16 protein-coding genes, 1 tRNA gene and 1 pseudogene are annotated in these 12756 nt (G+C 37.1%); 1 reads left to right on the forward strand and 17 read right to left on the reverse strand.

Annotated features, from left to right (window positions below; genetic code table 11):
- Nucleotides 1-129: 129 nt before the first annotated feature.
- The gene (locus tag A2G56_RS05285) at nucleotides 130-576 is read right to left on the reverse strand and encodes a pyridoxamine 5'-phosphate oxidase family protein (protein WP_062710045.1); all 447 of its coding nucleotides are present in this window, start codon (nucleotides 574-576) and stop codon (nucleotides 130-132) included.
- A 545-nt stretch (nucleotides 577-1121) separates the two neighbouring features.
- Between A2G56_RS05285 and A2G56_RS05290 the strand changes: the two are divergent.
- Nucleotides 1122-1372, forward strand: a pseudogene (locus A2G56_RS05290) (tyrosine-type recombinase/integrase); the annotation flags it as partial.
- A gap of 26 nt (nucleotides 1373-1398) precedes the next feature.
- Here A2G56_RS05290 and A2G56_RS05295 read toward each other — a convergent pair.
- The 16 genes from A2G56_RS05295 to A2G56_RS05375 all read right to left on the reverse strand — a co-directional run bounded on the left by A2G56_RS05295 (nucleotide 1399) and on the right by A2G56_RS05375 (nucleotide 12750).
- Nucleotides 1399-1485: transfer RNA gene (locus A2G56_RS05295), tRNA-Ser, on the reverse strand.
- A 28-nt stretch (nucleotides 1486-1513) separates the two neighbouring features.
- Nucleotides 1514-2149 carry a tRNA (guanosine(46)-N7)-methyltransferase TrmB gene (gene trmB, locus A2G56_RS05300; protein ID WP_062710051.1) on the reverse strand — a complete coding sequence of 212 codons (636 nt, stop codon included), beginning with the start codon at nucleotides 2147-2149 and terminating at the stop codon, nucleotides 1514-1516.
- Nucleotides 2146-2895: a cell cycle regulator CcrZ gene (gene ccrZ, locus A2G56_RS05305; protein ID WP_418080412.1), complete on the reverse strand. Its 750-nt coding sequence runs from the start codon at nucleotides 2893-2895 to the stop codon at nucleotides 2146-2148. The genes trmB and ccrZ overlap by 4 nt, the downstream gene beginning before the upstream one ends.
- Nucleotides 2896-2986: 91 nt before the next feature.
- Nucleotides 2987-4021, reverse strand: coding sequence for an ABC transporter permease (locus A2G56_RS05310; protein WP_062710054.1), 1035 nt, complete (start codon nucleotides 4019-4021; stop codon nucleotides 2987-2989).
- A gap of 1 nt (nucleotide 4022) precedes the next feature.
- Nucleotides 4023-4742: an ABC transporter ATP-binding protein gene (locus A2G56_RS05315; protein WP_062710057.1), complete on the reverse strand. Its 720-nt coding sequence runs from the start codon at nucleotides 4740-4742 to the stop codon at nucleotides 4023-4025.
- Nucleotides 4743-5345: 603 nt separating this feature from the next.
- Nucleotides 5346-5798, reverse strand: coding sequence for a type II toxin-antitoxin system HicB family antitoxin (locus A2G56_RS05320; protein WP_062710060.1), 453 nt, complete (start codon nucleotides 5796-5798; stop codon nucleotides 5346-5348).
- 657 nt (nucleotides 5799-6455) lie between these two features.
- Nucleotides 6456-6866 (reverse strand): DUF1492 domain-containing protein, encoded by a 411-nt coding sequence (locus A2G56_RS05325; RefSeq protein WP_062710063.1) that lies wholly within the window; start codon nucleotides 6864-6866, stop codon nucleotides 6456-6458.
- Nucleotides 6867-6991: 125 nt separating this feature from the next.
- Complete coding sequence (locus A2G56_RS05330) at nucleotides 6992-7624, reverse strand: hypothetical protein (protein ID WP_062710067.1); 633 nt, start codon at nucleotides 7622-7624, stop codon at nucleotides 6992-6994.
- A 45-nt stretch (nucleotides 7625-7669) separates the two neighbouring features.
- Nucleotides 7670-8473: a hypothetical protein gene (locus A2G56_RS05335; protein ID WP_062710070.1), complete on the reverse strand. Its 804-nt coding sequence runs from the start codon at nucleotides 8471-8473 to the stop codon at nucleotides 7670-7672.
- A 503-nt stretch (nucleotides 8474-8976) separates the two neighbouring features.
- Entirely contained in the window at nucleotides 8977-9231 is a 255-nt protein-coding gene (locus tag A2G56_RS05345) for a hypothetical protein (RefSeq protein ID WP_062710076.1), read from the reverse strand.
- A 1-nt stretch (nucleotide 9232) separates the two neighbouring features.
- Complete coding sequence (locus A2G56_RS05350) at nucleotides 9233-9412, reverse strand: hypothetical protein (RefSeq protein ID WP_062710078.1); 180 nt, start codon at nucleotides 9410-9412, stop codon at nucleotides 9233-9235.
- Nucleotides 9413-9732: 320 nt separating this feature from the next.
- Nucleotides 9733-11340, reverse strand: coding sequence for a hypothetical protein (locus tag A2G56_RS05355; protein ID WP_062710081.1), 1608 nt, complete (start codon nucleotides 11338-11340; stop codon nucleotides 9733-9735).
- Nucleotides 11337-11864 carry a hypothetical protein gene (locus A2G56_RS05360; protein ID WP_062710084.1) on the reverse strand — a complete coding sequence of 176 codons (528 nt, stop codon included), beginning with the start codon at nucleotides 11862-11864 and terminating at the stop codon, nucleotides 11337-11339. The genes A2G56_RS05355 and A2G56_RS05360 overlap by 4 nt, the downstream gene beginning before the upstream one ends.
- The gene (locus tag A2G56_RS05365) at nucleotides 11864-12142 is read right to left on the reverse strand and encodes a transcriptional regulator (protein ID WP_099091470.1); all 279 of its coding nucleotides are present in this window, start codon (nucleotides 12140-12142) and stop codon (nucleotides 11864-11866) included. Before A2G56_RS05365 ends, A2G56_RS05360 begins: the two co-directional genes overlap by 1 nt.
- Nucleotides 12132-12455: an HTH domain-containing protein gene (locus A2G56_RS05370; RefSeq protein WP_062710087.1), complete on the reverse strand. Its 324-nt coding sequence runs from the start codon at nucleotides 12453-12455 to the stop codon at nucleotides 12132-12134. Before A2G56_RS05370 ends, A2G56_RS05365 begins: the two co-directional genes overlap by 11 nt.
- Nucleotides 12442-12750, reverse strand: a complete 309-nt coding sequence (locus A2G56_RS05375; protein ID WP_062710090.1) for a hypothetical protein — start codon at nucleotides 12748-12750, stop codon at nucleotides 12442-12444. The genes A2G56_RS05370 and A2G56_RS05375 overlap by 14 nt, the downstream gene beginning before the upstream one ends.
- Nucleotides 12751-12756: the final 6 nt, after the last annotated feature.

Consider the following 12756-nt stretch of genomic DNA (forward strand, 5'->3'; position numbering starts at 1 on the left):
ACTGGCATCTTATTTTCAGGGACCTTATAACACCTTTTCTATCTAAAAAATGGCATTTAAAACGAAAAACGATTTGCTCAAGAAACGTTCTTTCTACACTTGGCATGCCCCATATTATGGTACTAGCCTCTAATCTTCCTTAGCCAAATCTCCTTTAATATCAAACGTGTACTTGTGACCTTGCGTTAAACTTTGGTAAAATCCTTTACCTTCGTATAATTGGAAAACACGGACATTTTCTCTTTCCTTATGATCGGGATAGACTTGCTCCACAAAGGGATTTCCTGCTAGCACTTCCTCTAATTTTTCTTCACCTAACTCACGAACTTTACCTTCAATGCGAATAACTTGAACCAAATATTCCTCTTGGTACATACCTGTTATAGCTATATGAGGATTCTTTTGCAGTTGATTATAAAAACGAGTTGTGGGACTTGTCATGAAAAAAATCCCTTTTTCATTAGCCAAACCAATATGGATAAAACGAGCATGAGGCTGACCTGATAGATCAGTAGAAGCGATCACAGATGGAGACATTTTGGTTTCCAATAAATTCAAAATTTCCTTAACTTGCATAAAAACCCCTTTCTCTTTTGTAAGCGTTTTTTTGTTATTGTTATTTTATCATATTGGGTACATTTTTTCACATAAATATAGATGGTAGTCTTGGAAAACTAAAAATCCAAAGCCAAAACACTTGCCAAGTATAAGAACATCACCAAAACTGCCAAACGATTACACCATCCGCGAATTTTCCTTAGTGCTTGCTTAAAAATGGCACGAATAACTCTGTTACAGCACTCTTGAATACTAGGGTAAAACGTGTTGACTCTTCACTCGTTTACTCTAGTGATTGACGCATATCGGTTATGACTGTCCTTTGTGCTTTTAGCCTCTTATCCGCTACACAGGCCTTAATATCACGTTTTCTGTTCATAAAGCCACGATTTCACTATCCCTTCTTCTAACGGTTTCAATTTCTAGCGTCAGACTTAAAACAGGCTAGCTCCAGACGATTTTATTCTGCTACCTCACGATAAGCAGTCTTGGGAATCGCTATTAAATTTACCAGTAGCGGCGTCCACAGAGGACTTTCACCTTAGATGAACGACATGTTCGTCATACTAAAAAGAGTGACCAGCAAAAGTTTTTCACCAATCACTCTTTAAGGCACTCATATGCCTCTTATTTGATTTTTAAAGGGATAAATTTAATTTCTATCTCAAAAATTTTAGGGCATGAAAATTTAAACACAACTCTTAAAGTCTACGCTCACCAAATCGAAAGTTTGAAAGAACAAAATGACAATCGTGTTAAGGATATTTTTTCAAAAATCGAATTTGGTGGGGGGAATGGTGGGGGAACACCCTAGAAACAGCATTAAATCAAGGGTTAAAAAGGAGAGGAGGGGATTCGAACCCCCGAGCCCCGTTAAGGACTACACGCTTTCCAAGCGTGCGCACTCAGCCACTATGCGACCTCTCCATAAAAGCGGAAAATTCCGCTACTTTTTTTAAAATTGTGCTTCCACACGGTAAATGACTTGACCTTTCGACGAAAACTTGCGCTCATACTCAGTCATCACATTACCTTCGTAATCGCTGGCATGTAAATCAAGCCAAACCTGCTTCAACGTCATACCATACTGTGAAAAACTGACTAAACTGTACTCAAACAAGCCACGGTTATCTGTCTTGAAATGGATTTCACCATGTTCAGGTAAGATTTGCTTATAGGTATCTAAAAAAGTCTTGTAAGTTAATCGGCGTTTTTCATGCTTAGTCTTGGGCCACGGATCTGAGAAATTCAAATACATCAGAGAGACCTCACCATCCTCAAAATAGTTAGTCAAGCTAGACCCATCTACACGAAGCAAACGAACATTTGGTGCCTGACTCTCGATCACCTTGTCTAAGGCGTAGCTGAGAACAGAGACTTGAATATCGATACCAATGTAGTTAATATCTGGATTCTGCAAAGCCATACCTGTGATAAAAGCCCCTTTTCCAGACCCTACTTCAATATGAATAGGATTGTCATTACCAAATACGTGATGCCATTTTCCTTTAGCATCTTCTGGATTTAAAAGGACATATTGGGGATGATTTTCTAAATAGTCTTCAGCACCTTTGCGCTTACGAACTCTCATTTAAATAACTCTCTAAATTTTCTAAGGGCATAAATTTCGCGGTTAACGCGCTCCATATCACGATTGTCAAAATACTTTTGAATTTGTGATAAATAGGACAACTGACCATACCAATAAACCTTGTCCATCACGGCTTTCGGATTATCATATCCATAATAAATTAGCCAGTCTGACCAAGCCACACGGGGTACATAATGGCTAAGAAGATGCCCAATGTCATACATCGGATCAGTCAGACGAACAGAATCCCAATCAACAAGATAGATCACACCGCTGGTAGTAATAATCCAATTGTTATGACGAACATCACCATGAACAATTGTAGCATCATCTCGGTCGAAATTTGGCAAGCTTTGTTTTAAACCTTTAACAATCGACTGAATAAAGGTATTCTCACGCAACTGAAGTGGCATTTCGCGTTCTAATTTAGCAAGGAGCTCATAAGGATTTTCAATCTGATACTTAAGTTGTAAAAGCTGATTAGCTAGATGTTTTGATTTGTGCAATCGTAACAAAACTTGGACAATCTGTTTGCTCATCATATCTTGTTTAATCAAGGTGCGACCGTTAAGCCACTCCTGCGCACTCATCATATCACCATTGCCTAATCGCTTAGCCCACAGTAACTGAGGGGCAATTTGCTCTTTAGCTAAGGCTGCTAAAATGGGGGTCGTATTTTTTTTGACAAAAACACGTTCTCCAGATGGGTAGGTTCCCATATAGGCTTTATTACTTTTCCCACGCATGGGTGTCAATGTTAAATCATTATCAATAACTGTCACCATACCCTCCTTTTTTGATACCACTTTAGCTTTTATTTTACTTGTTTTTGGGGACTTAGTCAACAAACTTCTTCAGCTTATTTGGCAAATACACCAAGCTTAGAACAAGTATGATAGGCAGAATGGCCAAAAATCGCCAATTTAGAACAACAAGACTCAGTTGAATCAAGCAAAGACCAGAAGAGATTTTCATTAATAGACTTTTAAAAGCTTGCAATTTTGCGTCACTTCCAACTGGGTATAAACGTGTCATAACTTGATAATCGTAAATCCGATATAGTCCAAGGAGCTGAAATAACAAGAGGTAATCGAAAAGTCCGATCATGGCTACTCCCCACCAATTAGGCATTAGAAGCCCAAGAATTAAACTGATAACTAGCAACCTAAGACTAAGCCAGAAGTAATCGCCACTTCTTAAATAAGCACGCGCATATAATCCCATCCAAACATTTTGGTTTTGGGTTTTGGTGAACAATCCTAAAAGTGGGTTGAGGTATTTTCTTGGTTTTGTTGTGCTGGAAATCCCCTTTACCGTTGTAAACAAAGAAAAGAAGGTCAAAATTTCTTGTTGTCTTCGTTTTTCATAACGGATTAATTTTTCAAAATTCAATAAAGAACCTTGATAAAATCCTTTCATCTGACGACGTAGCCGTACTCCTCTGAGAACTAAAAGCAAGATAATATAACTAATGAACTGCCACAATGCCCAACCCGACAGGAGAAAAATAGGCGCTAATAAAAGAGTAACAAATACTTGAAGACTCCCCCAAAGTATAAAGGATTTCTTTGCAGCTTTTTGTAAATTTGCCTGAAACACAGTCTCCTGCGGCAAGAGGAACACCTGATCAGCAGCTTCCATATAGGTTGCTAGCTTACCGAAAAAGGTCATGGCAAGCGTAACCAGGATAGAGAACACTAAGGGTAGAAAGGATCCTTTAGGAAAATGATTGACGAGATTGGTATACTGTACGACCAAAAAGCCTAGAAGGAACATTAGGACCAAAATAAAATGATCGTTAAAAACATAGCGCAGATACTTGGCACAACGCTGATTAAACTCTAATTGACGCTTTTGAATGAGAGTTTCCATCTTAATTCTCCTGTGTCAATTGCATGTAAATCTCGGTTAAATCAGCGTTAGGTAACCGAAACTGCTGACGCAGTTCTTCTAAGCTACCATTGGCTAGGATTTCACCATGATGAAGAATGACAAAACGATCACACATTTTCTCCGCTGAATCAAGGACATGTGTGCTCATAAGTACTGCTGTTCCTTTTAGTTTTTCTTCGGCAATAATATCAGTCAAATCTCTAATAGCTAGAGGATCAAGCCCTAAAAAGGGTTCATCAACAATCAATAAACTTGGCTCAATTAAAAGAGCTGCAATAATCATAACCTTCTGTTTCATCCCTTTTGAAAAATGGATGGGATACCAATCTAGCTTATCTTCCAAACGAAAGAGCTTTAAAAGTTTCTGACGCAGTTCCTTTTGTTCCTCTAAACCATAGGCTAGGGCGACTGTATCCAAATGTTCTTTCAGGGTTAATTCTTCGTACAGGATTGGTGTCTCAGGGATGTAACCAATTTTGCGGCGGTAACCTTCTGGATTCTCCAATAATTGCAAGCCTTCTAAACTCACACTTCCTTGATAGGGCTGCAAAAGGCCAATAATCTCATTGATTGTGGTCGATTTACCAGCACCGTTTAGACCGATTAAACCAACAACTTCCCCAGAAGCAACCTCAAAAGAAATATCTTTTAAAACAGGAATATTAACATAACCACCAACCAAGTGATCTATTTTTAACATGACGATTTTTCCTAACTTTGATATACTAGTTTTAATTATAATATTGGGTATAACATAACGTATTATACCACCACCAAAACGCCTATTTAATAACGTTTCAAACAAAACTGTTACTATATATCATAACATATCATAACCCTAAAAGTTGGTTAAAAGTTGGTTAAAATGTTTACCAACCCATACGAGTTCAATAGGCAAGAATTAGCGTAGTGACTAGCTACGCTTTTTTATTACTGACATTATTATATATCGTCTTACTATCCCTTACAACCCATCAAAAGGCGTTTGATTTTGGGGAGGTTATGCTTTTAGCCTAGCTTTTACTTGTCATGCTTAAGCAAGTATAGTAGAATAAGGATGAATATGATTTGTTCCATGCGTACCTCCTTTCACCTAGTCTTTCACGCAAGCGTGATATTGGCTAGAATTGGAAGGGGTGGCAGGGTGAAGTCACTAATTCTAACTAGTGACTAAAAGCGTAAGAAATTTTTCAACTTACGCTTTTTTTGTTTGCTCAGAAACAGGCGCTTATTTTTTTCTTAAACAGTCTGAAAACGTATGTTTACTTGTTAATAGGTGCGTAAGAAAAGCCAAGCGAAAATGCTAGGCTTGTAATTTCTTATCGGCAATAGCGTCCGTGAGTGTTTGCGAGAAGTTCAATCCTAGGTCACGCCCTAGAGTATCCGCCCAACGTGGAATAGTTAGAGTTTTCTTTACAGGCTCTTGGCTACCTAGATACTCGGCAACATCAACCATAACCATAGAGATAAAAGACTTGCTAGGATCATAGCTTAGCTCTATATCCTTGTCATCACGGAAAGGGTTGTTGTCTGCCAAAGATAGATTGTTAATATCTGATGGTTCAGGAATATCACGCCCATTCTCGATATAATCAGCAAGCATCATCCCTAGCCATTCGCTAGCCATCCTTAAAGCGTCAGCCATATCTTCGCCTTGAGTTGCTGAATGCTCAAAATCTGGAAAAGTCACGAAGTAAGGCACGTTTGTACCGCCTATATCGTCATAATAAAATAAAGCTGGATAAGTGACAAGCATAGTTTACCTCCTGACAGGACAATTATACCATGCATGTAACACGTATCCAACTAAAGAGAGACTCTTTTGCGTATCAAAAAATGCTTTAAAACGTGCCCGAGCTTTACCGTGCAAGTGTATTCTGGTTTAAATTCTTACGGGTAGGGTTTAAACCTTTTTTATTGTCAAAAATCGCATAAGGGCGGGGTTTTATCGTTCGGAAATAGTCTTTCAAAAACTTCAAAAAGGGAACTTTTTGTGAGGAAGAGGCCGGCGTTCTAGGGTTTCCGAACATTCCCACCCCGATAAAAATATAGGGGGGGTATATCCGAACGTTAGTGGTGCGCCGTTTCGATATTGCAACGCAAATGACTATAAAGATTTTCTTGCGATAGTTGTACATTGTATCCTTTAATAGCCCACTTTCCCCCTATTCCACCATGTTAATAGTTTCAGAATGTAACAATCTAACAAGAATTAAATTCTATATTGAATTAGAACATAGATTTTACTACATTCTTTATAGCAGGAACATTAGTTCCATTGATTGTACAATCTCTTATAATTGTTATACATTCCATTAGTTTTACACCATCAAGATTTAACTTGCATTCACAATCAGTTAGATCTGTTACTCTTGCTCAAGGTCTACACACTCCAAACTTTTGTTAAACCAATTCATTCATTTGCATTCAACACTTCATCTAACTTTGCCATCGCTTCACGCTTCAATCTAAAGAATGTTGATCTACTTACATCAAGATGATCTTGTGCTTCAGTCAGCGTCCCGTTATTGATAATGGCAAACAGTACTACAACAAGATTCAAGTCATCAACCTTATGAATATACTCCAGCAAACTTTTGCGCTCTTCATGCAACTGCTCAATCTGTTTCAGCATGTAGTCAGACTGGTCTAAATAAGCTACTGTTCTAGCTTCCTGTGCGTTTGTTTTGCTGGTCTGCACTCTTGTATCAGAATAACTTTGAGAGCCGTAGACAACGCTTAAAGTCGCTTCTCTGTCTTCTTCTAACATTTGGATTAACTTAGGAATAGACTTTAATTGGTTGATTAATTGTTTAGCGTTCATCACTGCCCCCTTGTGGTATAATAATAACAGCTATGTTTATTAACACACGGACTGTCTCGGGTGAGGCGGTCTTTTTTTATGCAGCTTAACTTAAACTTTTTAAAATGTAATGAACTATCACACAATTATCTAAACGAAAATAATTTTGTTTTTTTTGAACTCTTACTTTTTTTCTTGCCTTTATGTTTACTTTTCATTCTCTTGCTATATTCATCATGAAACCCAAGAGGAACTTCAATATAGCTACTCTGATTAAAATAGTTCTTTGTACGATCACTTGGCCGTCTCATTCCTAAAATCTTAGCAGTGTTGTTGTCTGCGACTTTCTCGATAATGTCACTGTATCCAGTCGCTCTAACTTGATTGATTAGCTTATTCAACTTATTTTTTACTAACCTGTTATGGCTAACCAAAATATCTAATAGTTCTTCCTTAGCTTCGTGATACTGTTCTCTTGAATCGATCAACTCTTTATCATTTGCTAATTCACTGTCGATATAACTGTGAACATTGATGTCATAAGCTTCATTAAATAAATCATGATAATAATCAATAGTATAGCCATTGGCTTCGCTAATCATTTCTTGGCGTTTTTTTGTTAACCGACCGATACGCATAGGCCTGCTAGCGCCGTTCGTTTTCTCTAACTCTTCTATCTCGTCATCGATATCCGCAATCTTTTTATCATATACAGAAAACAATTCAAATGATTGCTTCAATCCGTCTACCCCTGTTTGAATATCTTTTAAAGTCGTCATATTACCTCCCTTTTTTAATCATATAATACAAGCACGATAACCCGATTAAGCAGATAGTTCCAACATTTTTCCAGCTTCACGACTCTTTAACACCACATCAAATCTTGTATAAAATAATAGATTTCCGCTATAAGCCGTATTGTTTTCAACCCATTTAATATAATCTTTTCCACGTTCTGTTAAAACAATGGTTTCAAAGAGTGATCCGATAAAGATCTTTTTACTTCCCTTATCTCCCAATAGCTCATCATCCACTACAAAGACACCATCAGAATAAAAGTAATTACTTGTATTTGCTTCTTTATCTATGAATAGATTTTTGTTTTCTGATTGAAGAGATGCCAAAGCAGAAGCAGTCATTACAATGTTCTTATCTACCATATTTGACAGTTTAGCGAGTTCGTTGTTCACTTGATCAATTCCATTGACTGATGTCACATCTAATTCACCAAGTTTCTTACAAATTTCCGCTGTGCGGATTTCATTATATGCTTTCGTTGCCTCTTGTTTAAACAACTCCAAAAAATCAAACTCAGTATAATCTTCAACGTTTTCCCTTGAAACAACAATGCCACCTACAAATGTTCTAATGTTGTATTTTAGTTTTGCAATGGTTAAATAAATTGCGTCTAAACTTTCTAGGTCGTCCGTGATTTCAATCATAGGAATGTGTTTATCTGCCATTCCCACTTCGCCGTAACCATCATCCGCATTAATTATTGTACTAGCGTTAATCAATGGCGAACGCAAGTCATTGACAATTTTTGATAAGTCAAACGATTTTGACGCTTTATCGGTTTGTACTGGCTTCTTAGGTTTGAAAAAGTCTTTTAAAATTTGTTCTGTCATAAAATTCCCTCCGTAAAAAAATAAAGAACCCACTAATACATATATTCAGATCTCTAAATCTGAATAATGTCTGTGAGTTCTTCTCTTTAGACTTCTTTAGTTGTTGAAACGGTCTCTGATTGGTAACATCTACCGTCTCTAAAAGAAAGTGTTATTTTCCCATAATTAACCCTTTCTTTGCTTTTTATTATACCACAATCTGTGTATAATATATAGCCTTTTTCCAGCAATTTCATTACTTCATCTATATTCTGCACTTCATCACCATCCTACTTTTTACTTATCATATTCAACCGCTCTAGCAATCTTCAACAACCTGTTTGACTTGTCAAAATAGCTATCATAAGTTACAAAGACTCCGTAACCCACGCCATGAACTTCTACCACGTCTACCTCACAAGCCCATTGCGTGCCTGTGAAGTAACCTAGAATCGCTAGTCTAATATCTTGCGCCGTGGGTTGAAACAGTGTCTTATAAACCCAGTAATGATTCATGTACTACCTCACTTATTTTCTTCCAACTCATCTAGGCGAGAATTAATAAGATCAATATCAGCTTCAATTTTTGATAATCGGTCATCATGTTCTGCCAATCGTTCATAAATTTCTGTTTGACTTTCGCTGATCATTTCCAACAACTTTGCCCAATTCTCGCTATTCTTTTCCAACATTTCTGGCAAAACATCTTTATTAGCGTATAATGTCATAGCTTCCGCAAAATCTAAAGCTTCTTGAATAATTTTTTGAATATCTGTCATGTTAGTTCTCCTTGTAAATTACTGTTACAGTCAACACTCGTGCTAATGTTGAGGAACTGCTGTTCCCTATTTGACTGACTTGAATATCTTTGATATCCACCTTTTCTGCAAACGCATTAACTTCATTTTCTAACGCTTGACTGTTAAAGCGTTCAAATGATTCAAATATCTTGATTTTCATGTTATTCTCCTTATTTTTAGAAAAGGTAACGAGGTATAAAACTAGGTAACGAGGTGGTTACTTGGTACCTAGTTACCTCAAAACCTTATTATAGCAACGTTTCTAGACACTTTTTAGGGCGGTAACATGGGTAACTAGATTTTCCTATAGGTGCATAAAGTAAGAAAAAACCTTTTATGTTTTTTTCTGTTATACTTCTCTAGTAAAACCTAGTTACCTTGGTTACCTAGTTACCTTATCATCTATAAACCTTTTCATATCAAGCGTTTAGCGATTTTGGCAAATTTACTTAAGCCTAGTTACCACCTAGTAACCCCAGGTTACCCTTGCTTAATTAGCTCAAAAATACCTTCTAGGGAGATATTTCTATCCGCTTCTTCTTCAATTTCCTGCTTGGCATTATTGAACCTTTTATGATTAACAATCCGATAAGCTTGTTTTGGCTTGCCATTGATTTTCTTTTTAAAGGCTTCAACTCCAATACTTTTCATATCGTTTCCAACTTTTGTGCGATTATTCCCATATGCTTGTCCCCTCAAAAATTCCATTGTGTCATCTTTAAGAGCGTACTCATTAAATTCAAGGGCTTCAATCAAATAAAGCAGATAGTCATTTATTTCAATTTCATTCTTGAGTTCAACGTCTCTAAACTCAAATTGACACCCTTGTTCTTTGAAGTATTCCATTGAGGCAATCAGGAAACCGATAGAACCTTCAATATTAGGTGACTTATCGTGGTTAGTGAATGCTTCCCAATAGGGAGCAAAAATATTCTGTCTTTCCAAATCAGTTTCTCCTTTTGGTCTGTCTTGATACTGGATCAGCACCTTACGTCCGTTCATTTCATCAGATAGCAAAACTTTCTTGTTCGTATCAATGCATAAGACACTTGTTAGATCAATTAAGCCATAGTTTTGGCCAACCAACCTTGAAAGGTGCGTTTTTTCGGTAGCAATAATTTTTAGAACACGTTCCATCTTATCACCCATAATATCGCCTTGTTCAGTCGCAAGTGCCATCTCACCACCAGCAAACATCGCCCAAGCATTGCTTGCTTCAAAAGCGCTACCTGTTAAATTGTCTAGTTCCACGTCTACCTTATTGAATAGTCCAGACAAAGCAATATGCCTTAACCCTTTACCTGTTCTAACATCAGATTTTGAAACGAAGAAATTCAATTTAGGATACAGTCCACTAGCAACTTGAGCGATATAATAAGCTTGAAGTTGGGAATTGTGATAGCTGTCTTCATCAGCAATAACATATTCTAGAAACTTAGTTGCTATTTCTACGCTCTCAATAGCTTTGTTGAATGGAACATCATAGTATTTAAAATAGGAACTATGGTTGTCCTCTGAAATTCTAGTCAGCGTATGTTTTTTTAAATCAATGACAAAATCTTGGCCTAAAATCTTGTGGGGTTCTAAACGTCTTTTAGCTTTTATATTTAGGGTTTTATGAATTCCCTCAAGAATTTCAAGTACATATTCCCCTTCATTTTTGAAGTTATACAATTTCCGAATAGTGTAGTCGTCTAAAACGACCACTTGTTTATCATTAACATCATAAAGTTTACTGTTGTAAAATGTTAGTCTACCAAGTAAATAATCAATCACCAACTTTGCAAAAGGTGAAACTGTAGTCCTATAGCTCACTTGAAGACGTGACGTTTTCTTTTGCTTATTCTCAACAATTTTCAGTTCAGCATAAATAAATTTATAAACCTTACCGCTGATTTCAGTCGTGTACATCACTTCGCTTTCAGGGATGAACGCCTCGTGATTTTTATAATGAACCTTGTTAAAATCATCTAATAGAACCAACTGGTGGATCTGTTTCTTATAATCAGCTTTCATTTTGGATTTTCCAAAAACCGCTTCTTTCCAATCAGTATTGACTAAAGTTTTTAAATGGTCAGTTATTGTCAAGCAGTCGCCCCCTCTCTATAATATTTGTTCACCTCATCAAGCAGAAAAGCATTCAAACTTGTTGTTCTCAGGGCTGTCGTTAAGTACAGGTAAACTTTTTCTTGATCAACACCATCACGATAACAACGCCTGATGAAGCTTATCATTTCATCTTTAGTGCTGATTCCATAAGCAAAGGCTCTATCTACAATGCCTGTAAGAGATAGGCCGTAACCGTTCCTATCTGCCTTTACAGTTGCAATTTGAAGAGCATTAACAAAATCAAGCACCTTACCGCTTAAATAAGTTGGTGTCATATCATGTACCGATTGCCAATTGTTAGTTAGATAAGTATCGATGTTATCTGTTTCACTGACGGAAATCTGAACGCCATCTTTGCCAAGATTTTCAAAATAACAGTCCGTCGGCTCAAAATAGGTCATAATACAATAACCCTGCTTGTATAACAGGCGTGTTTTCACGCCATCCAACCCCCTAAAGTCTTTGACCCAATCAGGGGCAATCATAATATCAATATATCGCATTAGCCCACCCCCATAAAAAGCAAGACATCACTAATCTTATAAAAAATCGTCTTACTGCCCTTAACTGGTGGAACATAAGGCCTTAAGCCGTGTTTTTTCCACCTATCTATGGTCGGTTGTGAGATATGCAAATCTTCTCTTAACTCCGTTTGATTGATCAATCCCGTTTTACTTGGTTTGATATATTGCTGGTTTACTATCGTCTCTAAAACAGGAATCAACTTCTCAATCCCCTGAAGCTGGATTGCTGTCATTAGTTCATCTATTTTATCTTCCATCTAACACCCTCCTAAACTCTCGTAAATCAGCATTCAATAAAGCTGTAATAGTTTTGCGTTCCTCATTAACTTGGTTGTCTAAGGCTCTGACACCTTCTAGGCGTTCTGTGTCATTAGCTGGGATATAAAGCCCCTTAGCGCTTGTCCCTCGCTCACCGATAATAGCAACGCCATGCTTTAACCTAAGGCTTCTAACAAGGTTTCTAATTGTTCTGATATCAATATTCAACAAGCCAGCTAATTCCGCTGTCGGAGTTGCGTTTTCTTTACCGACTTTCAAAAGCCTTAACAATCGTTTTTCAAGGTCTGTCAAATTCCCATACCCCCAATAATGTTAGGTTCTCTTTTGCTATGTCGTTAAAAGTCATATAACACTTAGCAGAATCAGTTTTTAACAATGCTTTGAAGTATTCCTCGTTGTGGTCATCGCTTATCACAACTGCATTAGATGAAATATTCACTTCAAATAATGCGTAAGGTGACCAACCATAAAGAACTGCAAACGCCCTAGCTAGTTCGATGTTTTCGGCTAAGAATGTTTCTGGTTTTAAGCCATCTTTTTGAATGGCAACCATGTTTTTAACTGGGGTTACGTGATAGTATTTCATTTTCTC

It is taken from the genome of Streptococcus halotolerans, from assembly GCF_001598035.1.
Classification (GTDB): Bacteria; Bacillota; Bacilli; order Lactobacillales; family Streptococcaceae; genus Streptococcus; species Streptococcus halotolerans.